The 25,557-nt window shown below is 63.5% G+C and carries 26 protein-coding genes; 9 read left to right on the top strand and 17 right to left on the bottom strand.

Annotated features, from left to right (window positions below; translation table 11 throughout):
- Positions 1 to 47 precede the first annotated feature (47 nt).
- Together C7451_RS14035 and C7451_RS14030 are read left to right on the top strand one after the other, a co-directional pair.
- A complete protein-coding gene (locus C7451_RS14035; RefSeq protein WP_110299603.1) occupies positions 48 to 1,283 on the top strand; it encodes a NupC/NupG family nucleoside CNT transporter in 1,236 nt (411 codons plus the stop codon).
- Between the two features lie 4 nt (positions 1,284 to 1,287).
- Entirely contained in the window at positions 1,288 to 1,698 is a 411-nt protein-coding gene (locus C7451_RS14030; protein WP_110299602.1) for a hypothetical protein, read from the top strand.
- On the opposite strand, the gene C7451_RS14025 is transcribed toward C7451_RS14030, so the two are convergent.
- Together C7451_RS14025 and C7451_RS14020 are read right to left on the bottom strand one after the other, a co-directional pair.
- Complete coding sequence (locus C7451_RS14025) at positions 1,685 to 1,909, bottom strand: hypothetical protein (protein ID WP_110299601.1); 225 nt, start codon at positions 1,907 to 1,909, stop codon at positions 1,685 to 1,687. The genes C7451_RS14030 and C7451_RS14025 overlap by 14 nt on opposite strands.
- A gap of 53 nt (positions 1,910 to 1,962) precedes the next feature.
- Complete coding sequence (locus C7451_RS14020) at positions 1,963 to 2,289, bottom strand: Mpo1-like protein (RefSeq protein WP_110299600.1); 327 nt, start codon at positions 2,287 to 2,289, stop codon at positions 1,963 to 1,965.
- Positions 2,290 to 2,325: 36 nt separating this feature from the next.
- Here C7451_RS14020 and C7451_RS14015 point away from each other — a divergent pair, with 36 nt between their 5' ends.
- Positions 2,326 to 2,724: a gamma-glutamylcyclotransferase family protein gene (locus C7451_RS14015; RefSeq protein ID WP_244181905.1), complete on the top strand. Its 399-nt coding sequence runs from the start codon at positions 2,326 to 2,328 to the stop codon at positions 2,722 to 2,724.
- Here the strand turns inward: C7451_RS14015 and C7451_RS14010 are convergent.
- The 5 genes from C7451_RS14010 to C7451_RS13990 all read right to left on the bottom strand — a co-directional run bounded on the left by C7451_RS14010 (position 2,721) and on the right by C7451_RS13990 (position 9,145).
- Positions 2,721 to 4,370, bottom strand: a complete 1,650-nt coding sequence (locus tag C7451_RS14010) for a flotillin family protein (RefSeq protein WP_425266494.1) — start codon at positions 4,368 to 4,370, stop codon at positions 2,721 to 2,723. The two genes, C7451_RS14015 and C7451_RS14010, sit on opposite strands and share 4 nt — an antisense overlap.
- 270 nt (positions 4,371 to 4,640) lie before the next feature.
- Positions 4,641 to 5,249: a YqiJ family protein gene (locus tag C7451_RS14005; RefSeq protein ID WP_110299598.1), complete on the bottom strand. Its 609-nt coding sequence runs from the start codon at positions 5,247 to 5,249 to the stop codon at positions 4,641 to 4,643.
- Between the two features lie 13 nt (positions 5,250 to 5,262).
- On the bottom strand, positions 5,263 to 5,985 hold the full coding sequence (locus C7451_RS14000; RefSeq protein WP_110299597.1) for a hypothetical protein: 723 nt from the start codon (positions 5,983 to 5,985) through the stop codon (positions 5,263 to 5,265).
- 13 nt (positions 5,986 to 5,998) lie between these two features.
- Positions 5,999 to 7,204: a toxic anion resistance protein gene (locus C7451_RS13995; RefSeq protein ID WP_110299596.1), complete on the bottom strand. Its 1,206-nt coding sequence runs from the start codon at positions 7,202 to 7,204 to the stop codon at positions 5,999 to 6,001.
- Between the two features lie 213 nt (positions 7,205 to 7,417).
- On the bottom strand, positions 7,418 to 9,145 hold the full coding sequence (locus tag C7451_RS13990; protein ID WP_110299691.1) for a fatty acyl-AMP ligase: 1,728 nt from the start codon (positions 9,143 to 9,145) through the stop codon (positions 7,418 to 7,420).
- A 209-nt stretch (positions 9,146 to 9,354) separates the two neighbouring features.
- Between C7451_RS13990 and C7451_RS13985 the strand changes: the two genes are divergently transcribed.
- Genes C7451_RS13985 through mtgA form a run of 3 tightly spaced genes read left to right on the top strand, consistent with a single transcriptional unit; the run spans position 9,355 to position 11,127 of the window.
- Positions 9,355 to 9,927 carry a regulatory protein RecX gene (locus C7451_RS13985; RefSeq protein WP_110299595.1) on the top strand — a complete coding sequence of 191 codons (573 nt, stop codon included), beginning with the start codon at positions 9,355 to 9,357 and terminating at the stop codon, positions 9,925 to 9,927.
- Positions 9,921 to 10,424 (top strand): DUF192 domain-containing protein, encoded by a 504-nt coding sequence (locus tag C7451_RS13980; protein WP_110299594.1) that lies wholly within the window; start codon positions 9,921 to 9,923, stop codon positions 10,422 to 10,424. The genes C7451_RS13985 and C7451_RS13980 overlap by 7 nt, the downstream gene beginning before the upstream one ends.
- A gap of 7 nt (positions 10,425 to 10,431) precedes the next feature.
- A complete protein-coding gene (gene mtgA / locus C7451_RS13975) occupies positions 10,432 to 11,127 on the top strand; it encodes a monofunctional biosynthetic peptidoglycan transglycosylase (protein ID WP_110299593.1) in 696 nt (231 codons plus the stop codon).
- Between the two features lie 192 nt (positions 11,128 to 11,319).
- Here mtgA and C7451_RS13970 read toward each other — a convergent pair whose 3' ends face one another.
- From C7451_RS13970 to cyoA, 7 genes are read right to left on the bottom strand one after another with little or no spacing between them, the layout of a single operon-like run.
- A complete protein-coding gene (locus C7451_RS13970) occupies positions 11,320 to 11,859 on the bottom strand; it encodes a response regulator transcription factor (protein ID WP_110299592.1) in 540 nt (179 codons plus the stop codon).
- Positions 11,856 to 13,151: an ATP-binding protein gene (locus C7451_RS13965; protein WP_244181903.1), complete on the bottom strand. Its 1,296-nt coding sequence runs from the start codon at positions 13,149 to 13,151 to the stop codon at positions 11,856 to 11,858. Before C7451_RS13965 ends, C7451_RS13970 begins: the two co-directional genes overlap by 4 nt.
- Positions 13,148 to 13,855 (bottom strand): SURF1 family protein, encoded by a 708-nt coding sequence (locus tag C7451_RS13960; protein WP_110299590.1) that lies wholly within the window; start codon positions 13,853 to 13,855, stop codon positions 13,148 to 13,150. Before C7451_RS13960 ends, C7451_RS13965 begins: the two co-directional genes overlap by 4 nt.
- Positions 13,852 to 14,238, bottom strand: coding sequence for a cytochrome o ubiquinol oxidase subunit IV (gene cyoD, locus C7451_RS13955; protein ID WP_110299589.1), 387 nt, complete (start codon positions 14,236 to 14,238; stop codon positions 13,852 to 13,854). Before cyoD ends, C7451_RS13960 begins: the two co-directional genes overlap by 4 nt.
- On the bottom strand, positions 14,238 to 14,864 hold the full coding sequence (gene cyoC / locus C7451_RS13950; RefSeq protein ID WP_110299588.1) for a cytochrome o ubiquinol oxidase subunit III: 627 nt from the start codon (positions 14,862 to 14,864) through the stop codon (positions 14,238 to 14,240). Before cyoC ends, cyoD begins: the two co-directional genes overlap by 1 nt.
- Positions 14,865 to 14,868: 4 nt before the next feature.
- Complete coding sequence (gene cyoB, locus C7451_RS13945) at positions 14,869 to 16,890, bottom strand: cytochrome o ubiquinol oxidase subunit I (protein ID WP_110299587.1); 2,022 nt, start codon at positions 16,888 to 16,890, stop codon at positions 14,869 to 14,871.
- Positions 16,887 to 18,092 carry a ubiquinol oxidase subunit II gene (cyoA, locus tag C7451_RS13940; RefSeq protein WP_110299586.1) on the bottom strand — a complete coding sequence of 402 codons (1,206 nt, stop codon included), beginning with the start codon at positions 18,090 to 18,092 and terminating at the stop codon, positions 16,887 to 16,889. The genes cyoB and cyoA overlap by 4 nt, the downstream gene beginning before the upstream one ends.
- A gap of 128 nt (positions 18,093 to 18,220) precedes the next feature.
- Here cyoA and C7451_RS13935 point away from each other — a divergent pair, with 128 nt between their 5' ends.
- Both C7451_RS13935 and C7451_RS13930 read left to right on the top strand, forming a co-directional pair.
- Complete coding sequence (locus C7451_RS13935) at positions 18,221 to 19,543, top strand: MFS transporter (protein WP_110299585.1); 1,323 nt, start codon at positions 18,221 to 18,223, stop codon at positions 19,541 to 19,543.
- A gap of 19 nt (positions 19,544 to 19,562) precedes the next feature.
- The gene (locus tag C7451_RS13930; RefSeq protein WP_110299584.1) at positions 19,563 to 19,757 is read left to right on the top strand and encodes a hypothetical protein; all 195 of its coding nucleotides are present in this window, start codon (positions 19,563 to 19,565) and stop codon (positions 19,755 to 19,757) included.
- Between the two features lie 89 nt (positions 19,758 to 19,846).
- Here C7451_RS13930 and C7451_RS13925 read toward each other — a convergent pair whose 3' ends face one another.
- Positions 19,847 to 22,126: a TonB-dependent receptor gene (locus C7451_RS13925; protein ID WP_110299583.1), complete on the bottom strand. Its 2,280-nt coding sequence runs from the start codon at positions 22,124 to 22,126 to the stop codon at positions 19,847 to 19,849.
- A gap of 552 nt (positions 22,127 to 22,678) precedes the next feature.
- Positions 22,679 to 23,491: a tyrosine-type recombinase/integrase gene (locus tag C7451_RS13920; protein WP_167398557.1), complete on the bottom strand. Its 813-nt coding sequence runs from the start codon at positions 23,489 to 23,491 to the stop codon at positions 22,679 to 22,681.
- Positions 23,492 to 24,495: 1,004 nt separating this feature from the next.
- On the opposite strand from C7451_RS13920, the gene C7451_RS20010 reads away from it, so the two are divergent.
- A complete protein-coding gene (locus C7451_RS20010; RefSeq protein ID WP_167398556.1) occupies positions 24,496 to 25,164 on the top strand; it encodes a reverse transcriptase domain-containing protein in 669 nt (222 codons plus the stop codon).
- Between the two features lie 36 nt (positions 25,165 to 25,200).
- Here the strand turns inward: C7451_RS20010 and C7451_RS13910 are convergent.
- Positions 25,201 to 25,557 (bottom strand): integrase core domain-containing protein (locus tag C7451_RS13910; RefSeq protein WP_146215371.1); only part of this gene is annotated, 357 nt, incomplete at its 5' end.

Genomic DNA, 25,557 nt, shown 5'->3' with positions numbered 1-25,557 from the left:
AACCGGGGACAATCTTCAAATTCGATAGACGGGACACGGGCGCAGGCATGACACGGATTTTGCTGGGGGTGGCAGGCATTGCGCTGATTCTGGTGATTGCCCTGCTGCTGTCGAACAACCGTCGCGCCATAAGGCTGCGTGTTGTCGGCGCCGCCTTTGCGCTGCAGGCGGGCATCGCCGTGCTGGTGCTCTATGTGCCCGCAGGACGCACCGCCATCCAGGCGATGTCGCGCGGCGTCGCCAATCTGCTCGGCTATGCCCAGGCGGGTACCAATTTCATCTTCGGCCCGCTCGCCAGCCCCGAGGTCGGCGGCAACAGCTTTGCGATTGCCGCATTGCCGGTGATCATCTTCTTCTCGGCGCTGGTGTCGATCCTCTATTATCTCGGCATCATGCAGCGCGTGATCCAGTGGGTCGGCGGCGGCATCGAGAAGCTGATCGGCATTTCCAAGGTCGAAAGCCTGTGCGCGGCGGCCAACATCTTCGTCGGCCAGAGCGAATCGCCACTGGTGATCCGCCCTTATCTGGCGGGGCTCAAGCCCGCGCAGCTGTTCACGGTGATGAGCGTCGGCATGGCGGGCGTCGCCGGCACGATCCTCGCCGCCTATGCCGCGATGGGCATCCGCATCGACTATCTGCTCGCCGCTGCGTTCATGTCCGCGCCCGGCGGCATCCTGATGGCCAAGATCATCATGCCCGACGATCCAGCCGACCGGAACAATGAAGCCGTGATGCCGCTCGATGTCGAATATGAGGACGAGCGCCCCGCCAATGTCATCATGGCGGCGGCCATGGGCGCGCAGACCGGCGTCAAGCTGGCCGTGGCGGTCGGCGCCATGGTGCTGGCGTTCGTCGCGCTGGTCGCGCTTGCCAATGGCATGCTGGCGGGCATCGGTGGCTGGTTTGGTCAGCCCGGCCTCTCGTTCCAGCAGATCGTCGGCTATGTCTTTGCGCCGATCATGTACCTCATCGGCGTGCCGTGGGACGAGGCGCTGCGCGCAGGCGGGCTGTTCGGCACCAAGATCGTGCTCAACGAATTCGTGGCCTTCATCGAACTCGGCGGTCCCGATGCCGGGCTGTCCGCGCGCACCATCGCGATCGTCACCTTCGCGCTGTGCGGCTTTGCCAATTTCTCCTCGATCGCGATCCAGATGGCGGTGACCGGCGGGCTCGCCCCCAGCCAGCGGCCGATGATCGCGCGGCTGGGATTGAAGGCACTGGCCGCCGGCAGCCTGGCGAACCTGATGAGCGCGGCGCTCGCCGGGTTGCTGATCACGGTGTGACGATATGCGGGGCCCGGCACTTCGTGCGGGATTGCGCTACGGGCTCGAAGCCTTTGCACTGGGGTTCGTCCTCGGTGTCATCCGAACGTTGATCGTCGCGCCTGCGCTGGGAACATCGATCGCCGTACTGATCGAACTTCCGCTGCTGCTGCTCGCCATGGCCTGGCGCGCACACGCCATCGTCCAGCGATCTTCCGCTCTTGCAGGAAATGGCGACCTGGTCGTCATGGGGATAACCGGATCGCTGGTCCTCATGCTCGCCGAGCTTCTGCTGGGCCTCGCGCTGGGGATCAGCGCGGAGCAATGGTATGACGATCTCTTCCACATGCCCGGAGTGGCGGGCCTTGCGGGACAGGGTCCACTGGCCCTGTTCCCGCTGCTCGTCGGTCGCGCAAAGCGCGTCAGGGCTGAGTAAAGGCCGGCGGGTCCGACGCGTCCATCGAATCGTCGAGCGCATCGTCGAGTTCGTCTTCGCTGACATTGTCCTTGTCGACATCGGGCTCGGGCGGTTCGGTATCACCGTGCGCCTGCTCGTTCAGGCTAGACTTCTTCGCGCCTGCGCGCTGGGCGGTTTCATCGGTGCAGTCGACGGGATCGGTCGGCTGGCGGTTTTCGGTATCGGTCATGGGGAACTCTCCTTGCTGCCCGGACTACGCCGGGGCGCGCAGGGCGGTTCCCGTCAGGCGACCCCGGCGCGCCTGAGCTCGGGCCCCAGCCGGCCGGTCAGCCACAGAGCCCACATCCTGAAGTCCGCCGCCAGCGACCAGAGCGGATAGGTGAAGGTGGCAGGCCGGTTTCGCTCGATCCGCCAGTGGCTGATCCAGGCGAAGAAATAGCCCGCGACCGGCATCATCGCGAACAGCAGGAAACTCCCGGTGAGCAGCGCCGCCAGCGCCAGCAGCACGACCAGCGTCGTGCCGACATAATGCCATGCGCGGGTCAGCGGGCGGCTATGCTCGCTCAGGTAATAAGGCCAGAATTCGGCAAAGCTGGTGTAGCGCTGCATCTCGATTGTCTCCTGGCGGCATGATAGCCATAATCCATGTCCGCTATCCAGACCCCTTTGCTGTTCGTCTACGGCACGCTGCGCCGGGGAAGCGATCATCCCAATGCGACACGGCTCGCGCGCGAAAGCGAGTGGTTGGGCATGGGTACGCTCACCGGCACGCTTTACCGCGTCAGCTGGTACCCGGCGCTGGTGCTGGAGGGCAGCGATAGCATCACCGGCGATCTGCTGCGCCTCACCGACCCCGCCGCCAGCCTCCCCTGGCTCGACATTTTCGAAAGCTGCGGCCCCGACGATCCGCCGCCGCACGATTATCGCCGTGAGATCGCGCCTGTCATGACGGCAGGCGGGGCGGTCTCCGCGATGGTCTATGTCTGGAACCTGCCGCGCGACGCGCTGGAGCGGATACCCGGCGGCGACTGGCTGAGCGCTTAAGCAGTTCCCTCCGCAGGCGGCGGCGCATCATTGGCTGCCGGGGCTGCCTCGATCTGCGCCGCGCCCGCCACCAGCCCGTCGAGCGACGCGCCGTTGAGGCCGAGGTCCTTCATCAGCCCGTCGATGATCGGGGCCTGGGCGCGATAGCTCAGGGCGGCGGCGACGGCGTCGCTGGCGAGATTGCCGCTGCTGCCCATATTCGCGGACCCGGACGTGCCGCCCGACTGGCCCAGCCCGTCCACCTTGACGATCTTGATCGAATCGATGGCTTCCAGCGGCTTGGACGCCTCGCGGATGACTTCGGGCAGCACCTTGAGCAGCGCAAGCTTGGTCTGCAGCGAGATCTGGTCGGATGACAGCAGGTTCGCCGCTTCGTTGACCGCGCGCTGGCCTGCAGCTTCCACCTCGAAGCGCACCCGCGCTGCGTCCGCGCGCAGCTTTTCGGCTTCGGATTCGCCCTCGGCCTCCAGCCGCACCGCTTCGGCGCGGTTGGCGGCGGCGGCCTTCTCGGCCTCTGCCTCGACCTTGACGCGGATCGCATCGCGCTCGGCCTGCTTGGCCGCCTCGATCAGCTCGATGCGCTTGGAACGCTCGGCAATCTCGGTCTCGCGTGCGGTGGTCACCTGCTCCTCGGCGGCGACCGCAGTGGCGCGCGCGGTATCGGCCTCGCCCTTGGCCTGGCTTTCCTCGCGGCTCTTGTTCTGGATGGCGATCTGCTGTTCCTGCCGGGCAATCTCGATCGCCTGCTGCTGCGCGATCCGCGCCTGCTGCACCGCGCGGTCGGCCTCGATCTGCTGGCTGTCGACCAGCTTCTTCGCCTCGATCCGCGCCGCTTCGGCCTCCTGGTTGCGCAGCGCCTGTTCGCGGGCGACCTCGGCCGCCTGTTCGGCGCGGCGCATCTCGATCTCGCGCTCCTGCTCCAGCCGGGCGAATTCATTGTCGCGCGAGATTTCGAGCGACCGCTTGTCCGCCTCCAGATTCTTGGTCTCGATCTGCACGCGTGTATCCTGCTCGATATCGTTGCGCGCCTTCTTGCGCAGCTCGATCTGCTCGGTCAGCTTGGTCAGGCCCTCGGCGTCGAACGCGTTGTTGGCGTTGAAATGCTCGATGCTGGTCTGGTCGAGCCCGGTCAGCGAGACCGATTCGAGCTCCAGTCCGTTCATCGCCAGATCGGCCGACGAGACCTGCTGCACCTTCTGCACGAAATCGCTGCGCTGCTCGTGCAACTGGTTCATCGTCATGCCCGCCGCGACCGAGCGCAGCGCGTCTACGAACTTGCCCTCGACCAGATCCTTCAATGCCTCGGGCTGCATCGTGCGCAGGCCCAGCGTCTGCGCCGCCATGGCGAGCGCCCCCGCATCGGGCCGCACGCGCACATAGAATTCCGCCTTCACGTCGATCCGCAGCCGGTCGAGCGTGATCAGCGCATCGGTATTCTTGCGCTCCACCGCCAGCCGCACGGTGTTCATGTTCACCGGCATCGTCTCGTGCAGCACCGGCAGCACCAGCGCACCGCCGTTCATTACCACCTTCTCCCCGCCAAAGCCGGTGCGGACGAAAGCAATCTCCTTGGTCGCGCGCTTGTACAGCCGGGTGATGATGAGGCCAACGATCAGCAGAAACGCGAACACCGTGCCCGCGAGCATGGCGATGGTAACGACCCCGCTGGGGATGATGTCGGTCATGGGGGCTCCTTGGGGCCAGGAAGAATCGTTGAAACTGGTATCGAAGCTAACCAGTCGAAGAGGCCGTTGCGAGGACAATCGAAGCAGAACTGACGCCAGTTTGCGGATGATCAGACCCGCTCAGCCTGAGCTTGTCGAAGGCCCCGCGCCACGCCCGCTTCCCTCAACTCTGGCTAGCCAGCAAGCTGCCAAGCCTTCGTTTCTCCCCCTGAAGGGGAGAGAGCAATTTTCTCACAACCCCGGCAGAAAATGACCACCCTTGCTGATCGCGCGGAAGACCTCGCCCTCACGGCGGACCAGCAGGATGTCCTCGCCTTCATGCAGCACCTGGTCGGCATTGTCGGGTTCAGCCATCACGTAATGCGGGTGGCCGTGCACGTCGGTGACGCGGGCGCGGGCGGGTGAGCCGGGGCGGGCGGTGCCGGTCTGGATGGTGGCGAAGCGGCCGACCAGGGAATCGACGGCCACAGCGGTGGTTTCGTCCTGCGGCATGATCTGCGCCAGCACGCGCGCGCCTGCGCCGGTGAAGGGCAGCGAGACGGCGGCGGCGACTGGGCCTGCAAGCCACGCGCTGGCTAGGCTGCCGGTCAGCGCCTGCCAGAATTGCTGGCCCGCATAGCCGATGATGCCGAAGATCATCAGGAACAGGGCGACCCAGAGCAGCAACGGCAGGCGACCAAGGCCGAGCAGCGACAGCAGTCCATCGCTCGCGGCATCGCCCAGGTCATGATCGGCATCGAAATCGCCCAGGCCAGCTACCTGCGCGCCGCCGATCAGCAGCATCAATACGATGGCTGCGGCAAAGGGTGTGTTCTGGCTGGCGAGCAGGAAATCGAGCATCGCACCAGCCTAATCACTCGGTGTCGGCAACACCATCATATTTGAGTTCGAGATAGCGGCCGCGGATCGCGAGCTTGTCGGCATCGCCCTCGGCAATGGTGCGGGTGGCGCTGGCGATTTCGCGTTCGATGACGCCGAGGCCATGGATCAGCTGCTCGTCGGGGGTCCGCTCGCCGCGCTTTTCCTGGCGCATGCTCGCCGGGATCTTGCGATAGCCGGTGATCAGCTCGGGCAGATGTTCGCCGACCAGCTTGCGGATTTCGCGTGCCGGTTCGCTGTTTTCTTCCAGCGTCTGAAGCTGCGGCGCGAGCATGTCGAGCTGCACGCCGATCTGGTCGACGAGCGTGACGGCGGGCGCGGGCAGCGCGGGGCGCTGGCTCTCGAGCCAGATCTCGGTCTTGCCCGCAAGCACCTTCAAGGGCTCCTTGGCCAGCCGCTCGGGCGTCGGTACTTTCAGCTTCATGCCGCTGCCCAGCACGACCGTGGCGACAACCGCCGCGAGGACGGTGAGGAGCACGCCATAAAAGCCGATGCCATCGATGATCGCGCCGACGATGCCCGCCGCCACCAGGATAACGCCGATGCTGATCGCGATCGCCGCGATCTTCTTCCACAGATGCTCGCGCTTCAATGCGCGCGACTTGCTGCCGATCGACGGACCCATCTGCACCCGGCGCTTGACCGCGGCGGCATCGGCGAGGATCTGGTCGGACTGGCTGGTCAGCGATTTGGACATGGGCAAGCCTGGTTCAAGCCTCCAGCGAGCTCAGCAGCGACGGGCCGGACGTCGTGCCGCCGCCCTGCGAGGCGCCCTCGGCGCGCGCGATATAGCCCTTGGATTTCTCGACTTCCTTGCTTAGCGTGTCGACCGTGGTCTTCATGCTGTCGAGCGCCTTGACCTTGAACGTGTCGATATTGTCCATCGTGTCATAGATATTCTGGAAGGCGCGCTGCAGCGTCTCGACCGGAATCGTCGCCGATGCCGCCTGTTCGTGAATCTTCGCGGTCTGGTCCTTGAGCATCGTGCCGGTCGAATCGATGATGTTCGCGGTGGTGGTGTTCAAGGCGGTGATCTGGTCGAGCACCAGCTTCTGCCCGACCAGCGCCTGCGCGACGGTGACGGCGGTGCGCAGTGCCGCGACCGTGGTGGTGCTGGCGCGGTCGACGCCCTTGACCAGCTCGACATTGTTCTTCTTGACGAGGTCCAGCGCGAGATAGCCCTGCACGGTCACCGCCATCTGGGTGAGCAGATCCTGCGTGCGCTGGCGGACATAGAAGAGCGCTGTTTCCTTGATCGCCTTGGCCTTGGCAGGATCGGTCATTTCCAGCTCGGCGGCCTTGGCTTCGAGCCGCGCGTCGAGCGTCTTCGACACATGGATCATCTGCTCGAGCTTGCCCATCGCGGCCCACAGATTTTGCCGTTCGACGTCGATCGCGGCATTGTCCATCAGCAGTTCGTCCTTGCCGCTTTGGAGACTGCCCAGGATCGACTGGATATGCCCCTGGCTCGACTTGTAGCTGTCGAAATAGTCGCGCATCTTGTTGCCGAAGGGGATGATGCCGAAAATCTTCTTGCGGGTGAACAGGTCACCCTTCTTGCCGGGGTCGAGATCCTCGACCGTGCGGCGCAGCTGGGCGAGGTTCGCGCCGACCGAATTGTCGCTGTCCATCGCGCGCACCGGGCGATCGAGAAAGCGGTTCGACTGGCCCGCCGCATCGGTGATTTCCTTGCGGCCCATATTGGTGATCTGGTCGACGCGCTTGCCGAATTCGGGCGAGTTGACGTCCTGCGCGACCAGATCGCTGATGAAGCCGTCAACCTTCTCGTCGAGCTTCGAGCGCACCTCTTCGGACACCGGCACCAGGCCCGTCGCCTCGGCAGCAGTCACGATCGGCACCGGATCGGGTGCCTCCAGCGTCAGTTTCTTGTCCGCAATCGCAGTTTGCGTCGCCATGGCAATGTCAGCTCCCGTTCCCGCCTGGACACCAAAATGAGGGGAGTCCCGGTTTCAGGCAAGTGATAAGTGTTACTGTGTTAAGATAACAATACAGCGCGGGAATGCAAGCGCAATGCGGCAAGACCAGGCAATGGCCGGGGCATCGCGTCGTCCGGATCAGCTAGAGCTGGCAAGTGTTCCGGAATGGAACACCGCCTGCTGCAAATCGGTTCAGGCCGCCAGTTCGTACGGCTGGATTTCCCCTGACAGATACAGGTTGCGGGCCTTGGCGCGGCTGAGCTTGCCCGAAGAGGTGCGTGGCAGCGTGCGCGGCGGCACCAGTTCGATCACGCAGTTCATACCGGTGATCGACCGCACCTTCTCGCGGATTTCGTCCCTCAGCCGTCGCCGTTCGGCCTCGTCGGTGGTGCGGCACTGCACCAGCACGGCAGGGGCCTCTTCGCCAGCCGGCGTGGTGATCGAGAAGGCGGCAATGTCGCCCGACTTGAACCCGGGCAGCTGTTCCACCGCCCATTCGATATCCTGCGGCCAGTGGTTCTTGCCGTTGATGATGATCATGTCCTTGGCGCGGCCGACGATATAGAGATAGCCATCGACCATATAGCCCATGTCGCCGGTATCGAGCCAGCCATCGACAAGGCAGGCCTCGGTCGCTTCGGGATCGCGGAAATAGCTGTGCATGATCGACGGGCCTGCGGTCCAGACCTTGCCGATCTCGCGATCGGGCATCACCTTGCCATCGGCATCGCGGATCTCGATCGACATGTCGCGGCAGGCCTTGCCGCAATTGACGATCGAGCGGTAGCGCTTGGGCTTGGACGGATCGACCGGCGCGCCCGACAGGCGCTGTTCCTCGACCAGATCGACGACAATGCCTTCGCCCGGCGGCATCAGCGTGACAGCAAGCGTCGCTTCAGCCAGGCCATAGCTCGGCAGGAAGGCGCTGGCCTTGAACCCGGCAGGGGCAAAGGCGTTGACGAACGCCTGCATGACATCGGGGCGGATCATGTCCGCGCCATTGCCTGCGAGCCGCCAGCGCGACAGGTCGAAGCGCTCCTCGACGCGCGACTGGCTGCCGATGCGGCGCGCGCAGATGTCATAGCCGAAGGTCGGCGAATAGCTGCACGAGGTGCCGGGGTTGCGGCTGATCAGGTCGAGCCAGGCGAGCGGACGCCGCGCAAAATCCTCGGTCTTCAGATAATCGGTCGAGACCTGATTGGCGACCATCGAGAGCATGCAGCCAACGAGGCCCATGTCATGATACCAGGGCAGCCACGAGATGCAGCGGTCGGTCTCGCACACGTGCATGCCGTGCGAATGCGCGGCGAGATTGCTCAGCAGCGCGGCATGGGTGACCGCGACGCCGTGCGGAAAGCGGGTCGATCCGCTCGAATATTGCAGATAGCAGATATCTTCGGGGCTGGCGCTCGGCAACTCGACCTCGGGCGCCGCTTCGCTTGCAAAGCTCTCCCAGTCGATGCCCTCGACACCGCAGCGTCTTGCGGCTTCGCTGCCCATTTCCGCGATCTCGGCGGGATAGAACAGGAATCTGGGGTCACTGCTGCGCAACTGCACGCCCAGCTGCTCGACATAGCTTTCCTTGCCGCCAAAGCTGGTGGGCAGCGGCAGCGGAACCGGCCAGGCGCCGGCATAGACTGCGCCGAAGAACAGCGAGGCAAATTCCGCGCTGGTTTCGGCGACGATGGCAATCCGGTCTTCCGGCTTCACGCCGCGCGCAATCAGCCGCCTTGCATGAGCCAGCGCGTCGCTGCGCAGCTCGCTATAGGGATAAGGGCGAACCAGTGTGCCGCGCGGATCGTGGAAGTTGAACCCGCGTTGCCCAAGTGCGGCATAGTCAAGCGCATCGCCCAGCGTCGCGAAATCGGCAAACCGGCGCGGCAGCGCGTCGGCGGTGGGAGTTGGCTGCAATTGCGTCATGCGTTTTAACCCGTTGCTTTCCTCTGCGCGCGCCGGTTCCCCGGTCTGTCGCGCCTGCATGGACCAGACCCGCTAGCGTCTGCCCATGCCGTCATGGCCTCGAGATGAACGCCGCGTCCTCCGCTGCCTCATTCCCGAAATGCCCCGTCTTGCCTCTAGCCGATGACAAGCGTTCTAAATTCGACCCGACTGTGGCACAAAAATGGCGCATGACCGCTCCCGATGATCGACGCAAGCGCGAAAAGCGCCCCCCCAAGCCCTTGAACGAGCAGGCGCTCAAGGATCTGGCGCTCCATTATCTGGGCCGGTTTGCCACGACGCGCGCGCGGCTCGTCCAGTATATGCAGCGCAAGGTGCGCGAGCGCGGATGGGCCGAGGAGCGCGCTCCCGATTTCGATCGGCTGGCCGATCGCTGCGTCGAACTCGGCTATGTCGATGATGCTGCGTTTGCCGCCATGAAAGGCGGCGCGTTGCTGCGCCGGGGCTATGGCGCGCGCCGGGTCGAGCAGGCCCTGGTGGCTGCAGGCGTGGGCGAGGTTGAGCGAGGAGCGGTGAGGGAGACGGCGAGCGATCAGGCGGCAGCATCAGCCATCGCCTTTGCCCGGCGCAAGCGGATCGGCCCGTTCGCCCCTGAGCCTGCCCCGGCCGAGCGGCGCCAGAAGCAGTTGCAGGCCTTCATCCGCGCAGGGCATGATTTTGCACTCGCTCGCAGCCTTGTTTTCGCCGATAGCATGGAAGAGATAACGGGGCTGGACGAGTTGATCGGGAGAGATTCATGGTGACGAGATTCTGCGGTGCGATGCTGGCGACGCTGGCCCTGGTGGCATGCAACGCCTCTGCACCCAGCGATGCGGCGGCACAGCGTCCGGCGGCGGAGAAGCCCGATCTGTCGCCTGCCGGGCTTGATCTCGTTCCGCTGACGATCAGGAGCGGCACGAAATCGCACCAGTTTACCGTGGAAATGGCCCGCAGTCCGCAGGAGCAGGCCCAGGGCCTGATGTTCCGGACCGAGCTGGCGCCCGATGCCGGCATGCTGTTTCCCTTCCCGACGCCGAAGCCTGCGAGCTTCTGGATGAAGAACACGGTCATTTCGCTCGACCTCCTGTTCATTCGTGCCGATGGCCGCATCGAAAGCATTGCGGCCAATGCCGTGCCCTATTCGATCGCTCCGCTGAGCTCGACCGGCCCTGTGGCTGCCGTGCTCGAACTTGCCGGAGGGCGGGCGGCCGAGCTCGGGATCAAGCCCGGCGACACCGTCACCTGGCGCGACAAGCGTTGAGGCAGGCATGGCGGCTGCGCGCAAACGGGGCGTGATCGCGCGTCTCATCGCCCTGCTGTTCAAGCTGGTGTTCGGCTTCGTCCTGCTGTCGGTGGCGATGGTGCTCGTCTACCGCTTCGTGCCACCGCCGACGACGATCACGATGCTGACCGACAGCAACGGGGCGACGCGCGACTGGACGCCGCTCGACCGGATCGACCGCGACATGGTGTCCGCCGCCATTGCGGCAGAGGACGGCAAGTTCTGCACGCATAACGGCTTCGATACCGAGGCGATCGAGCAGGCGATGCGGCGGAACATGGAAGGTGGACGTATCCGCGGCGGTTCGACGATCAGCCAGCAGACCGCCAAGAACGTGTTCCTCTGGCAGAACGGCGGTTTCTTCCGGAAAGGTCTGGAGGCTTGGTTCACCGTGCTGATCGAGGGCATCTGGGGCAAGCGCCGGATCATGGAAGTTTATCTCAACGTCGCCGAAACCGGCATCGGCACCTATGGCGTCGAGGCGGGATCGCAGCGCTATTTCGGCAAGAGCGCAGGATCGCTGTCACGCGACGAGGCTGCGCGCATGGCCGCAGCCCTGCCGCTGCCCAAGAAGCGATCGGTCAAGAACCCCAGCGGCTTTGTGCGCCGCTATGGCAACAACATCGCCCGCCGCATCCGCATCGTCCAGCGCGACGGCCTGGATAGCTGCGCGCGGCCTTGAGGAGATTTGCGGTTAGCGCTGCAGGGGCTTTACCCTGCTCCCACCTCCGCTCATCCTGAGCAGCGGGCTTCAGCCCGCGTCGTCGAAGGACCCGCGCCCACGCTGGCCGTATCGCGGGGCCTTCGACAAGCTCAGGCTGAGCGGAGGTGGTTACATGAGGCAAACCAATTCCCATGATCCCGCAGCCGCCCCTTACCGCACCTGCCGCTTCTCCAGCTTTCGCGCGAGGGTGCGCCGGTGCATGCCCAGCCGCCGCGCAGTTTCGGAGACGTTGAAGCCGGTATCGACCAAAGTCTGGTGGATATGCTCCCATTCGACCGTCTTGATCGAGGACTGGCGGGTGTCGACTGCGGTATCGGCATTGCCTTCGGTGCGCGCGAAGGCGGCTTCGATATCGTCGGTGTTCGAAGGCTTGGCGAGATAATGGTCGGCACCCAGCTTGATCGCCTCGACGGCCGTCGCGATGCTGGCAAAGCCGGTGAGCACGACGATTTTCGCATCCGGAGCAGCGGCGCGGACGGCCTGCACGCAGGTCAGGCCCGAGACGCTGCCTGCAAGCTTGAGGTCGATCACCGCATGGCTGGGCTGAAGCCCGCCATCGAGCAGCGCGACAAGCCCGTCATGACCCGACGCGCTGTCGACCGCATAGCCGCGTCGCTCGAACGAACGGCGCAGCGTCCGGGCAAAGGTCTCGTCGTCCTCGACGATCAGCAGCTGGCGGGGATCGGTCATGTCCTTTCTCCTGCAGGATATGCAATGGCATCCAATGGCAACCATATGGTGACTTCCGCGCCGCCCTGCTCGCGATTGCCCGCACGCACCTCTCCGCCCAGCTTGCGCATCACGTTGACCAGCAGAAACAGTCCGAGGCCGCCGCCGGGCTTGCCCTTGGTCGAGCGATAGGGCTTGCCCAGGCCATCGAGTATGTCCTGCGTGAACCCCGGCCCGCGGTCGGTGACGGTCAGTTGCAGCGCCTCGCCTTCACGTGCAGCGCGAATGCCGACCCATTGCGGCGAGACCTCGACCGCATTGTCAATGACATTGCCGATTACCTGGCGCAGCGCCGGATCGGAGACGATCGCAACGTCCTGACCGAACCGGTCGTGATATTCGAGCGTATCGAGCCCGCGCGTCACCCGCCATTCGTCGACAATATCGCGCAGGAACGCGCGCATGGTCGTGCGCTCGGTGGCCTCGCCGCGCGCCTCGCCCGCGGACATCAATATGCCGCTGACAATCGTCTTGCAGCGTTGCACCGCGTTTTCCATGTCGTCGAGATCGGCGGACAGATCGGTGACGGCGTTCAGTTCGGGCATGGCGCGGAAGTCGTTGACCAGCACCGAAAGCGTGGCGAGCGGGGTGCCGAGTTCATGCGCAGCGCCCGAGGCGAGCAGGCCCATGCGCACTATATGATCCTCCTCCGCCGCGCGCTGGCGGATCGCGGCCAGCGCGGCATCGCGTTCGCGCAGGTTCCGCGCGATCCGCGTGACGAACGCGACGAGCAGCACCGCGATCAGCCCGAAACAGACGAAGCTGCCCTGCAGGTAGAGACTGAATTCCTCGTCCTGCAACTCGGGCGGCAGCGCCAGCGGGACGGGGTCGATCGCGAGCACGGCCAGCGCGCCCAGGGATGCCGCGACCATCGCCCAGGATGCGGCAGGGCGCAGCACCATCGCGCCGATCACGACCTGCAGCAGGAAGAGCGCTGCGAACGGATTGGCGAGCCCGCCGGTGAAATGCAGCTGCCAGGTGAGCGCGGCAATATCGAACATCAAGGCGGTGAACAGCGCATATTCCAGCCCCGCCGTGTGCCGCCTGAGAATGTAGAGCGTCGCCAGATTGATGAACACCAGCAGCGAGATCGCGGCGAGCAGCGGCGCGAGCGGCAGTTCGATGTCCATCGGTCCGTGCACGACCAATATGGTCAGCAGCTGTCCGCCCACCGCCAGCCAGCGCAGCTGGATGAGCAGCGCCATGTTGCGCCGCACGGCATCGGTAATCTGGGGGGCGGGTGTCGCGATCATCGCCGCTGCCATACCAGCTTTGCACCCCAGAGGCACCCGAGCGCGAGGGCAAGCCAGGTAAGCGCATAGACCAGATGGTTGTCGCTGAAGCGAATGACGGTGAGGCCGCCGACCGGATAGCCGCCAGAATTGGGCGCGGCATCGGCGTCGATGAAATAGGGGGCGATGCGGGTCAGCCCGCGCGCGCTGGCGATTGCGGCAATATCGCGCGAATACCAGCGGTTCGCCCCCGGATCGTTCGCGCGCAGGAAGCCGCCATCCGGTTCGGTGATGCGCAGCAAGCCGGTTATGGTGACATTGCCTGTCGGATTGCCCGCCGCGCGCGTTGCCGGATCGCGCCGCTCGGGTGGCACGAAGCCGCGATTGACCAGCACGGTGAAACGCTCGCCCACCAGCGGCGTGAGAACCCAATAGCCGCCGCCGCGCTCGGTCACCGCCTGCACCAGCGTCTCGCGATCATGGACGAACCGTCCGGTGAACGTGACCCGGCGATAGGCGTCGCGCTCCTGTGTGATGCGCGGCCATTCGGATGGCCCGGGCGCGGCGACCGACGCGGCGGTGCTGCGGCTGTCCACCGCTTCGATCAGCGCATGTTTCCACGCGCGGCGCTGGATCTGCCAGGCGCTGAGGCCGAAGCCGACCAAAGCCAGCGCGAGCAGCGAGGCGACCAGCACGACCCGCGCGGCTGGCCGGGACCGGGTCACGGAATCTGGCTCATCTCTTCATGCGCCTGGGGCATCATGTTGGCGTTGAGATGGCTCATCACCCAGAGCGATCCCGACAGCATGATGCCGACGACGATGATCGTGAAGATCAGCGAGGTGATCGACCAGCCACCCTCGGCCTTGGGGCTCATGTGCAGGAAATAGACCATATGGACGACGATCTGCACCACGGCCAAGCCGAGGATCGTCACCGCTGTGACCGCAGGCGACAGCGCGCCGGTCATCACCAGCCCGAACGGGATCGCGGTCAGGATGACCGAAAGGACGAACCCGATCGTGTAGTCGCGGTACGAGGCGTGGGGGATCTCGATGCCATGGGCATCGTGCGCGGCCTGTTCGGCATGGGTGGTGGCAGCGCTCATCACAGCATTCCCATCAAATAGACAAAGGTGAACACGCCGATCCAGATCACGTCGAGAAAGTGCCAGAACAGGCTGAGGCACGCAACGCGGCGCTGGTTGGCGGGGTTGAGGCCATGGCGGCCGAGCTGGACGATCAGCGTCACCAGCCAGATCAGGCCGAAGGTCACGTGCAGCCCGTGCGTTCCTACCAGCGTGAAGAAGGCCGAGAGGAACGCGCTGCGCTGGGGCGTCGCGCCGATATGGATCAGATGCGAGAATTCGTAGAGCTCGATCGCGAGGAACGCCGCGCCGAACAGGCCGGTGACCGCGAGCCACATCTGCACATGGCGCAGGTTCCTGTTCTGCATCGCGATCATCGCCAGGCCATAGGTCAGCGAGGAGAACAGCAGCATCGCGGTGTTGAGCGCGATCAGGTTCAGGTCGAACAGGTCCTTCGGCCCGGGTCCGGCGGCGAAATTGCCGCCCAGCACCGCATAGCAGGCAAACAGGATCGCAAAGATGAGGCAGTCGCTCATCAGATAGATCCAAAAGCCCAGCAGCGTGCTGTGACCCTCGGGATGCGGATGCTCGTCGATCTCGTAATAGACTGGCTTGTCTTCGCCAGCGGGCAGGGTGATGCTGCTCATGGGCTCAGGCTCCTGCCGCTTGCAACTGACGCAGGCGCGCTGCCTCGGTCGCCGCCACCTGCGACGCCGGGATGTGGAAGTCGCGCTTGTAGTTGAACGTGTGCGCGATTGCGGCACCGATCAGCCCGACCATGCTGAGGCCCGCGAGCCACCAGATATGCCAGACCAGCGCGAACCCGGCGACGGTACTGATCCCCGCCAGGATGACGCCGGCGCCCGTATTGCTCGGCATGTGGATGTCCTTGTAGCCCTCGGCCGGATGCTCGACGCCCGCCGCCTTCATGTCGTACCAGGCATCGAGCGCGTGGATGCGCGGGGTGAAGGCGAAATTGTAATCGGCCGGGGGCGAGCTGGTCGCCCATTCGAGCGTGCGGCCGTTCCACGGGTCGCCGGTCGTCTCGGCCAGCGCCTCGCGCTTCCAGATGCTGACCGCGAACTGGATGAGCATTGCGGCGATCCCGGCGGCGATCATGAACGCGCCGACCGCAGCGATGGCGAACCAGATCTGCAAGCTCGGGTCATCGAACACCCGCATCCGGCGCGTCACGCCCATGAGGCCGAGCACGTAGAGCGGCGCGAACGCGACCCAGAAGCCCGGCACCCAGCACCAGAAGCTGACCTTGCCCCAGAACTTGTCGAGCTTGAAGCCGAACGCCTTGGGCCACCAGTAGTTGATCGCCGCAAAGATGCCGAACAGCACGCCGCCGATGATCACGTTATGGAAATGCGCGATCAGGAACAGCGAGTTGTGCAGCACGAAGTCCGCAGGCGGCACCGCGAGCAGTACGCCCGTCATCCCGCCGATGGTGAAGGTAAGCATGAACGCCACGGTCCACATCATCGGCAGTTCGTAGCGGATGCGGCCGCGATACATGGTGAACAGCCAGTTGAACAGCTTGGCGCCAGTGGGGATCGAGATCACCATCGTGGTGATGCCGAAGAAGCTGTTGACCGACGCGCCCGAACCCATGGTGAAGAAATGGTGCAGCCACACGACATAGCTCAGGATCGTGATCACGACCGTTGCATAGACCATGGACGTGTAACCGAAGAGCTTCTTGCCCGAGAAGGTCGAGGTCACTTCGCTGAACACGCCGAACAGCGGCAGGATGAGAATGTACACCTCCGGATGGCCCCAGATCCAGATGAGGTTGACGTACATCATCGACGACCCGCCAAAGTCGTTGGTGAAGAAATTGGTGCCGACATAGCGGTCGAGCGTCAGCAGCGCGAGCACGGCGGTCAGCACCGGGAAGCTGGCGACGATCAGGATGTTGGCGCACAGCGACGTCCAGGTGAACACCGGCATCTTCATCAGACCCATGCCCGGCGCACGCATCTTGAGGATCGTCACGATCAGGTTGATGCCGGATAATGTCGTGCCGACCCCGGCAATCTGGAGCGCCCAGATATAGTAATCGACACCAACGCTGGGGCTGTACGCTATGCCCGAGAGCGGCGGATAGGCGAGCCATCCGGTCGCGGCGAATTCACCGACGAACAGCGAGGCCATGGTCAGCACCGCGCCCGATGTCGTCATCCAGAAGCTGAAATTGTTGAGGAACGGGAAGCTTACGTCGCGCGCGCCGATCTGCAGCGGCACCACATAGTTCATCAGGCCGGTGATGAACGGCATCGCGACGAAGAAGATCATGATCACGCCATGCGCGGTGAAGATCTGGTCGTAATGATGCGCATTGAGATAGCCTTCGGACCCGCCGAACGCCATCACCTGCTGCAGCCGCATCATGATCGCATCGGCAAAGCCGCGCAGGAACATGACGAGGCCAAGGATCATGTACATGATCCCGATCTTCTTGTGGTCGACCGTGGTGAACCACTCCTTCCACAGATAGCCCCACAGCTTGTAGCGCGTGACCAGCGCGAGCAGGCCGACGCCGCCGATGATGACAACGACCATGGTGCTGAGCACGATGGGGTCATGCGGCAGCGAGTTCCAGGATAGCTTGCCGAGCAGGAAGGTCGGCTCGGCAGCGGAGGTCGAGGGAATGGCGTCGGTGCTCATGATACGGGGTCCGTGGTGCCTGCCTGAGTCAGCTCAGGCGACTTGGTAGAGGTCTGCCGCTTGCGGAACAGCGGGCCGCCCGGGCGGTTGAGGCCCGCGCCGGTCAGCGTGGAAAGATCGATCACGCGATCCTCGATCCGCGCCAGGCTGGCGCTCAGCAGTTCGGGGTTGGTGCAGTTTTCGGCGATATAGCGGTCGCTCGCGGTATCACCGGTGCCGCGCGCGGCGTGCTTGTCGTAAGCCAGCTGGCGCACGTTGTGCAGCCCGGCAAGGCCCATGCCGCCGCGCGCATCGATCGCCATCATGTCGTGCATGCACATCTTGCCCGGCTCGGCGCACATGTTGACGATGCGGTCGAACAGGTCGCGCTCCACGCTGGCATAGCGGCGCACCGGTTCCTTCTCGCTCGGGCGTTCGAGCTTCAGATAGGTCGCGCGGTCGAGCGTCTGGCCTTCGGCACGCGCCTTGGCCACCCATAGGTCAAAGCCCTTTGCCGTCATGCTCCGCGCGGCGAAGCGCATGTTCGAAAAGCCTGCGCCCGAATAATTGGCGGAGAAGCCCTCGTAATTGCCGGTTTCGTTGAACACCGCGTGCAGTTTGGTCTCCATGCCGGGCATCGCATAGATCTGTCCGGCCATGGCAGGAACGTAGAAGCTGTTCATCACCGACGACGAAGAGATGCGGAACCGCAAGGGCCGGCCTTCGGGCACGGCAAGTTCATTGACCGTGGCAATGCCCTGCTCGGGATAGATGAACAGCCATTTCCAGTTGAGCGCGACAGCCTGGACCTCGAGCGGCTTGTCCTTTTCGGTCACCGCCTGTCCGGGCGCGGTGCGGGCGAGCGGGCGATAGGGGTCGAGCAGATGCGTGCCGACCCAGGTCACCGCTCCCAGACAGATGATGATCAGCAGCGGAATCGCCCAGATCGCGAGTTCGAGCTGGGTCGAATGGTCCCAGTCGGGCTTGTATGTCGCGGCCTCGTTCGCAGCGCGATATTTCCACGCGAAATATCCGGTCAGCGCCATCACCGGCACGATGATGATCAGCATCAGCAGCGTCGAGATGACGACCAGATCGCCCTGCTGCTGCGCGACATCGCCAGCGGGATCGAGCACGACCATGTTGCAGCCGCCCAGCAGCGGCAACAGGCAGGTGGCAGCTATTCCCAGCGGAAGGCGAGTGCGAGTCAGGATCCCAGACATGACAGCCCAATTAGACCTGCGCGCGCGGCGCGCACATAGGACATTTTGTCCAAGTGCATTGATCTGGATCAAAGTTGCATAAGGTGTGCGTAGTATTTTGTCCGCACTCCAATGTTTGAGGAACCACCATGGTGGCCAGCACCGTCCCGACGACCGAGGCCGAGCGCGATGCGCGCGCGGTCAATGACGATGGCCATTCGGTCGGGCCGGGTGAAATCGCGATTGGCGTCGTGATTGGCCGGACGTCGGAATTCTTCGACTTTTTCGTCTATGCGATCGCCTCGGTGCTGGTCTTCCCCAAGCTGGTCTTCCCCTATCTCGATCCACTGGAAGGCACGCTCTGGTCGTTCGCGATCTTCGCGCTCGCCTTTGCCGCGCGTCCTGCGGGCACGCTGATCTTCACCGCGGTCGACCGGGCCTATGGCAGGGGTGCAAAGCTCACGATCGCGCTGTTCCTGCTTGGCGGATCGACTGCCGCGATCGCCTTCCTGCCCGGCCATGCCACGATCGGCATTGGCTCGGCGCTGCTGCTCGCGCTGTTCCGCATGGGGCAAGGCGTGGCGCTGGGTGGCTCGTGGGACGGTCTTGCCTCGCTGCTCGCGCTCAATGCACCCAAGGAAAAGCGGGGCTGGTATGCGATGATCCCGCAATTGGGCGCACCGTTCGGGCTGATCGTCGCCAGCCTGCTCTTCGCCTTCCTGATCTCGGCGCTGCCGGCAGAGGATTTCCTTGCTTGGGGCTGGCGCTATCCGTTCTTCGTTGCCTTCGCGATCAACGTCGTCGCGCTGTTCGCGCGGCTGCGCATCGTGGTCACACCCGAATATACCGAGCTGTTCGAAAGCCAGACGCTCCAGCCCGAACCGGTTCTGGCGACCGTGCGAAGCGAGTGGAAGATCATCGTGCTGGGCGCGTTCGCCCCGCTCGCCAGCTTTGCGATGTTCCACATGGTCACCGTCTATCCGCTGAGCTGGGTGTTCCTGTTCACCGAGGAATCGCCGGTGCGCTTCCTGCTGATCGAGGCCTTTGCCGCGGCGCTGGGCGTGCTGGCGATCCTCGCCTCGGGCAAGCTCGCCGACGCCTATGGTCGGCGTACCCTGCTCGCTGCTACCGCCGTTGCCATCGCTGCGTTCAGCGGCTTTGCTCCCCAGCTGCTCGACGCGGGCGGTGCGGGCGAGGCGGCGTTCATGTTCGGCGGGTTCATCCTGCTCGGCCTCGCCTTCGGCCAATCCTCGGGTGCCTTGTCCTCGTCCTTCCCGCTCAAGCACCGCTATACCGGCTCCGCGCTGACTGCGGACCTCGCCTGGCTGTTCGGCGCGGGCTTTGCGCCGATGGTCGCCCTGTGGCTGTCCGCCAATTACGGGCTGCTCGCAGCAGGCGCCTACCTGCTCTCGGGCGCACTCGCCACGCTGACCGCCTTGTGGTTCAACCGCGAACTCGGCCAGCAGCAGTAAGCGGCGGAGCAAGCCGGCGATGTTCGTTCCGTTCGATCCCGACTGGCCGCCGCTCGACCCGCCGCGTCGCGAACCGCCAAGGCCGCCGCGCCGCATCAGCGCCGCGCAGGAAAAGCGGTTGATGCAGGCCATCGGCTTCAACCTGCTGCTCGCGGTGGTCGCGCCGATCGGCGGCGCTACGGTCATCGCTGCTCTCTTCGGCTGGTGGGGCTAGCGGCGCTGCGCCTCGACCCGCGCGAACACGAAAAAGGGGGAACAGTGCGCTGCTCCCCCTTTTTGTTGCTGCCTCGCCCTGGCCGGAGATCAGAAGCGCGTGCCGACCTCGACGCCGAAGATGCGCGGCTCGTTCACATAGGCGGTCAGATTGTTGAAATCGATGCCGCCGGTGGCCGAGACATTGTTGGTGATGTTGCGCGCAAAGGCGGCGACATCGAACTTGCCGTCTTCGGTGCGATAGCCGAAGCGCAGTCCGCCCTCGATCAGGCTGTCGTCGCTGAACTCGACCGAATCGTAGAGGAAGAACTGGATGCGCGAGCGATAATACCAGTCGGTGAAGACATACAGCTCGCCATTGCCGACCGGATGCGCGTAACCGGCGGTCCAGTTGAGCGACCATTTCGGCGATTGCGGCAGACGGTTGCCGTCGATCGAGAAAATGCCCGGACGCCCGGCGATCGGCGCGTCGAGCACGGTGCACGGTGCGCCGCATCCCGCGACTCCCAGACCCGGCGACTTGATCTCGTTCTCGTTGAAGCCAATGCCGATGCTGAGATCGAGGCCATCGGTCGGGCGCGCCGCCAGCTCTGCCTCGAAGCCATAGCCTTCGACATCATCGGCATTGAGCAGCGCGGTGACGTTTCCGCCGCCGCCGACCGCAGTCAGCTGCAGGTCTTCGGTGTTGAAATAATAGCCCGTGAGGTTGAACCGTGCCGCGCCGTCGAACAATACGGTCTTGATGCCGGTTTCGTACGACATGGTGCGTTCGGCATCGGCAACCGAAAGCGAGCGACCGAAGGCGAGGCGACCCTGGATCGACGGTGCGCGATAGCCGCGCGCGGCGCGGGCGAAGATGTTCACCTCGTCGCTGACAGGGTATACCGCGCTCAGGTCCCAGGTTAGCAGATTGGCCTTCGCCTCGGTACGCAGCACCGGAACCGGGCCGCCAAAGCCGAGGAAGCCTGGGCGTGTGTCTATCGGACGGTTGGCGGCAAAGTCGCGATCGTCGTCATTGTACCGCGCACCGGCCTGGAGGATCAGGCCGTTGTCGAAGGTGTAACTGAGCGTGCCGAACAGGCCAAACGCATTGGTTACCTGACGCTGCCGTGCCACCGCCGCTGCAACCGTATCGGCAGGAGCACCATAATCGAGCGTGGAGATGTTCAGCCGCTCGTTGAAGAAGAAGCCGCCGATCTGATAGCCGAGGCCGCTCGTGGTGTTCGAGGCGAGGCGGACTTCCTGCGTATACTGATCGAGGCTTGGAACATCGTCACGGGTCTGCGCCGAGAAGGGAATGAAGCCCGGACCCTGGCTCGGCGCGAATGCATTGCCGAACCCGCCATCAATATCGCCGCGGCTCTTCAGGTTGCCGTTCCAGTAGGAGGTGACCGAGGTCAGGGTCGCATTGCCGAAATCATAATCGACGGTCAGGCCGACATTATAGGTGTTCAGCTCCTGGAAGTTGATCCCGTCCGAACGGATCTGGTCGCGGCGGAATTCGGTGCCGGGCCCGCCCAGGCCGATCAGCTCGTTGCTGCCGCGCTGGAACACGTTGGCGCGGAACAGGATGGCAGAGCCATCGAGCACGCGGACCTGGCCGGTCAGCCGCGCCGTCAGCGGGCCGTCCTCATATTGCAGCTGAAGGCGACCGGCAAAATCGTCATAACCGCCCAGGTCATCGCCAGCGCCATTGTCGATATTGTCGACCCAGTGATCGCGGTGCTGGTAGAAGCCCGAGGCGCGGAACGAAAAGCCGTTGCCCAGGTTCGCGCCGACCGCGCCTTCGAGCTGGATGGTGTTGAACCGCGCCCAGCTGGCCTTGGCATAGCCGCCATCGGCACCAGGCTTGACGGTATCGAACTTGACGATGCCCGCGGGCGTGTTGCGGCCGAACAGCGTGCCCTGCGGGCCGCGCAGCACTTCGATCCGGTCGAGGTCGAAGATCGGGAAGCCCTTCAGGATCGGGTTTTCCAGCACGACATCGTCATAGACCAGGCTGACCGGCTGCGAGGCGTTGAGGTCGAAATCGGTATTGCCGAGGCCGCGAATGTAGAAGCGCGGGAAGCTGCGGCCGAACGAGCTTTCGATATTGAGGTTGGGCACGCGTCCGGCGAGACCGCGAATGTCGCCGCCGCCCGCCTGCACCGCCGCCAGCGCATCGTTGCTCAGCGTCGAGATCGACAGCGGCACGTCGCGCTGGTCCTGCTCGCGCTTCTGCGCGGTCACGACGATGACGCCGACGCCGGGCGCTGCATCATCCGCCTGTTCGCCCGCGCTCTGTGCGGCGGCAGGGCAGGCAAGCGCGCATCCGAAAGCGGCCGCGGAAAGCGCGATCGACGAAACAAGGCGGCGGGACAATGCGCGCATCGGAAATTCCCCAAGGTTACAAGTGTGGCAGAAAGGAAACAGCGGCAACACGGGCCGCGTATTCCATTCCCATCGCTGAATGGGGCCTGCAGCGTCAACCAAAGCTGTGCTGCGCCGCAATAATTTTCACCTCTGTGGCATATTTGAGACATGCAGGCGCTGCTCGGCGGTTCCGGAGCGACAAGCTCCGCGACAGACGTCGCCACTGCTTTCAAGAGCTTAGGATGCTGTCAGCAACAGACAGCTGGGATGGCGTGTGCAGTGGGCAGGAGGTGCGCATACCACTTCGCAAGCGCCGGAAAACTGGCGCACCCGACAGGATTCGAACCTGTGGCCTCTGCCTTCGGAGGGCTCGGGATTGTGCGCAAACGCGCGCAAATGCGTTGATTCAAAGCGTCTATACGGTCCGCAAACTGTCACGATAGCCTGGGTAGCGAACACATAACTACCACAGAACCAGCCGCCTGATACGAAGTTGCAGAAAATGCAATTATTGGTCGAATTATGTTGTGGGGTCGGATAATTGCGATGCTCCGACGCACGAAGCTGTGGTCATCGCGACTTACGATCTGCGGCCTGCTTGGCCCGCAAGAGATGTTCAGGACAGTGATGGGCGTAAAGTTCGACCGTGCGCTCATGAGACTGACCTAGCCAGCCGCCGATCTCGAACAATGGTACCCCGCTCTGTGCCATCCACGTGCCGCATGTATGTCGCAACGTGTGCGGCGTGACATTCGCACAGCCCGCGACCCGGCAGGCGACTGCAAATGCGCGTTTGATGTCGAGGATGCGCTCTCCGTTGCGATTAATCACATATCCTCCGTTGCCCCGCCGTGCGGCGAGCTTCAAGAATGTCTTGAGGCGGTCCGGTATCGGAATACGTGACCTGCGTTTGTTGGTCCGCGTGCGCGTCGGATCGTGGAAGTCGATGATCCCAGCATCCATATCTATCTGCGACCAGCGAAGCGACAATATCGCCTCCTTCCGAGCGCCGGTGTACAGGGCTATAACGATAAACAGGGGGAGATAGAGTCGAGTCTGCCTGCCGTGGGTGCGGGCTGCATTCAACAACGCCGCTGCCTCTGTCTTCTTTAACCATCGGTCACGTCCCCTTGGCCGTTCGGGCATCCAGATCGGTGCTGTGCGGGTGATGCGGCCTTCCGCAAATGCGAAATTGATGGCCGCCCGCAGCGTCGTCAATTCTCGTCTGATCGTTCCCGGCGATCGTTGCCGTTGCTTCGCATAGCTCTGGCATGTCTGTTTGGTGATCTGGTCAACAGTTCTATTCTCCCAGAACGGCAATAGGGCGGAAATGGCATAGCCAATTCGCGCGGGGTCTGCAGTTCCCGGGGGCGTGCTCCTCACCGTAAAGCTCCAAAGCATCGGCGACCGTGAACATGGACGGTTCCTTGGGAGCCGTCTGGCTTAGTCCTTCCCGTTGGCGGTTCGTGATGAACCGCGCGAGAGCGATTTCAGCTTCTCGGCGGTCTGATGTACCCGTGGCGCGCTTGCGGGTAACCCCGTGTTCGCTATAGAAGATGTAGTAGCTATTTCTGGGCGAATAGTATTTGAGGTAGGGCCCGTTATTTCTTCTCGGCATATCTTTTCTTTTATACCTTCAATGAAGCGGATTACATCATTACGATCAAATAGATGATTTCTGCTGATTTTTATAAATGGCAGCCCTCGTCTGCGCATGGTCGCAACGGTACTTAGCGATGGGAGCCCGAACTCATCCATCACCTGGCGGGCAGTTAACAGCATACTCGACCTCCATGCAATAAGGTCGATCCACATATGTAGGTATCAAGCTCAATGCAAACACAAAAAGTTGCAGCAGGGTTGCAGTCTGGTAGTCGCACGGCGCAATCTGTACCAGAAAATTGGTACGGATACTTGTGAATGACAACGAAATGCTAAACTTTTTCGATATAATGACTTGACGATGAGGTGCGGATGGTTCAACAGGGCCGCCTGTTTGGGTCGTAAAGGCGCTGGTTTTGATGGTGACGGACGGAAAGAGTGTTCTGGTGGAGCTCGTGCGAGGGGGGCGATCGCCCTCGTCGATCACGCGAGCGGATGAGGCCCAGATACTGCGCGCCTGCTCTGTCGAAGTTGACCAGCGCCAGGAGCGGATACGGGCGCATCTGCAACGCGGTGCACATAGGTCTGCCAGGCGAACCGCCGTTGATCTCAGGGGGGCATTGGCGGCACGCGCTAAGGCACTCTTCTGCTCGTTGCCCCGTGCCCTGCGAAGCCATCCATTCCTTTCTGGGGCCGAAGAGGCTGACCTGCGGGAAAGGCGCTGGGCCTGCATCTCGGACGGGCTGGGGCGGGTCGGTGACCTGACTTCGCCTGCGAGATACACCTTGTCCACGCGCGCAAAATCAATTCCCGGTCAATACCGGGCCATATACGAATTCGGCTCGATCGATGCGGCGCGTCAGCGCCTGATCAGGTCCAGCCTCGACCCATTTGTTGACTTCCACCCTAGTCAGTTCATGCTTCGGCAGACTGGGCAAGGGCGTGGGCGATCCGCAGTCAGCAAATCCCTCCTGAGCCAGCTGCCAAGGCTGACATCAGACCACGTGTTTGTGCAGATGGATGTGACGAAGTTCTACCAGTCTGTGTCGCATTCGTGGTTGGAGGACAATCTCCCGCTCCCCAAGGACATAATTCGTTCTCAGGTGCATGTTGGGGGAATGGCGGTGTTCCCTGTGAGGGACAACGTCGCAGCCCGCCTCGGTATTGCCGATAGCGGGGCATTTGAAATGATGGTTCGGCAGGGCTTGCCAACAGGGTCAGCGCTGTCTCCGTTGGTGGCGGAATTTGTCATGTCAAAGGTGCTGGGGGAGTTGGCGGATCGCCATGCGGCATCAATGTCAGGCTTATTCGTCCCGAGCCTTCACGCGTATTCCGATAATCTCGGCATATTCGTGAGGCAGACGGAGGTGGACGCTATTGTGGACCTTGTCCGAGGGGCTTTTGCGTCCTCGGCTGCCGGACCATTTGAGGTAACTGCGGCCAGGCCAATCTGAACCGCCCCGGGTTTCCCGGAGGCAGATTGGCTTAAGTTAGGCGGCCACAGGAACGTCGTCCAGCATGGCGTAGTAGCGTTGTTCGGCTTCGGCGGGTGGGATGTTGCCGATAGGTTCGAGGAGCCGCCGGTGGTTGAACCAGTCGACCCATTCGAGCGTTGCGAACTCGACGGCCTCGAAAGATCGCCAAGGTCCGCGACGGTGGATCACCTCGGCCTTGTAAAGGCCATTAATCGTTTCTGCCAAAGCGTTATCATAGCTGTCGCCGACGCTGCCGACTGAAGGCTCGATGCCGGCTTGGGCGAGGCGCTCAGTGTATTTGATCGAGACATACTGGCTTCCGCGATCGCTGTGATGGATCAGTCCGCCCCGATGAACTGGCCGCCGGTCGTG

Source organism: Blastomonas natatoria (genome assembly GCF_003201955.1).
GTDB lineage: Bacteria > Pseudomonadota > Alphaproteobacteria > Sphingomonadales > Sphingomonadaceae > Blastomonas > Blastomonas natatoria.
This window is presented reverse-complemented; position numbering and strand designations above follow the sequence as displayed.

Coding starts and splice junctions, on each gene's coding strand:
- C7451_RS14035 (WP_110299603.1), top strand. CDS start 48: ATGACACGGATTTTGCTGGGGGTGGCAGGCATTGCGCTGATTCTGGTG.
- C7451_RS14030 (WP_110299602.1), top strand. CDS start 1,288: ATGCGGGGCCCGGCACTTCGTGCGGGATTGCGCTACGGGCTCGAAGCC.
- C7451_RS14025 (WP_110299601.1), bottom strand. CDS start 1,909: ATGACCGATACCGAAAACCGCCAGCCGACCGATCCCGTCGACTGCACC.
- C7451_RS14020 (WP_110299600.1), bottom strand. CDS start 2,289: ATGCAGCGCTACACCAGCTTTGCCGAATTCTGGCCTTATTACCTGAGC.
- C7451_RS14015 (WP_244181905.1), top strand. CDS start 2,326: ATGTCCGCTATCCAGACCCCTTTGCTGTTCGTCTACGGCACGCTGCGC.
- C7451_RS14010 (WP_425266494.1), bottom strand. CDS start 4,370: ATGCTCGCGGGCACGGTGTTCGCGTTTCTGCTGATCGTTGGCCTCATC.
- C7451_RS14005 (WP_110299598.1), bottom strand. CDS start 5,249: ATGCTCGATTTCCTGCTCGCCAGCCAGAACACACCCTTTGCCGCAGCC.
- C7451_RS14000 (WP_110299597.1), bottom strand. CDS start 5,985: ATGTCCAAATCGCTGACCAGCCAGTCCGACCAGATCCTCGCCGATGCC.
- C7451_RS13995 (WP_110299596.1), bottom strand. CDS start 7,204: ATGGCGACGCAAACTGCGATTGCGGACAAGAAACTGACGCTGGAGGCA.
- C7451_RS13990 (WP_110299691.1), bottom strand. CDS start 9,145: ATGACGCAATTGCAGCCAACTCCCACCGCCGACGCGCTGCCGCGCCGG.
- C7451_RS13985 (WP_110299595.1), top strand. CDS start 9,355: ATGACCGCTCCCGATGATCGACGCAAGCGCGAAAAGCGCCCCCCCAAG.
- C7451_RS13980 (WP_110299594.1), top strand. CDS start 9,921: ATGGTGACGAGATTCTGCGGTGCGATGCTGGCGACGCTGGCCCTGGTG.
- mtgA (WP_110299593.1), top strand. CDS start 10,432: ATGGCGGCTGCGCGCAAACGGGGCGTGATCGCGCGTCTCATCGCCCTG.
- C7451_RS13970 (WP_110299592.1), bottom strand. CDS start 11,859: ATGACCGATCCCCGCCAGCTGCTGATCGTCGAGGACGACGAGACCTTT.
- C7451_RS13965 (WP_244181903.1), bottom strand. CDS start 13,151: ATGATCGCGACACCCGCCCCCCAGATTACCGATGCCGTGCGGCGCAAC.
- cyoD (WP_110299589.1), bottom strand. CDS start 14,238: ATGAGCGCTGCCACCACCCATGCCGAACAGGCCGCGCACGATGCCCAT.
- cyoC (WP_110299588.1), bottom strand. CDS start 14,864: ATGAGCAGCATCACCCTGCCCGCTGGCGAAGACAAGCCAGTCTATTAC.
- cyoB (WP_110299587.1), bottom strand. CDS start 16,890: ATGAGCACCGACGCCATTCCCTCGACCTCCGCTGCCGAGCCGACCTTC.
- cyoA (WP_110299586.1), bottom strand. CDS start 18,092: ATGTCTGGGATCCTGACTCGCACTCGCCTTCCGCTGGGAATAGCTGCC.
- C7451_RS13935 (WP_110299585.1), top strand. CDS start 18,221: ATGGTGGCCAGCACCGTCCCGACGACCGAGGCCGAGCGCGATGCGCGC.
- C7451_RS13930 (WP_110299584.1), top strand. CDS start 19,563: ATGTTCGTTCCGTTCGATCCCGACTGGCCGCCGCTCGACCCGCCGCGT.
- C7451_RS13925 (WP_110299583.1), bottom strand. CDS start 22,126: ATGCGCGCATTGTCCCGCCGCCTTGTTTCGTCGATCGCGCTTTCCGCG.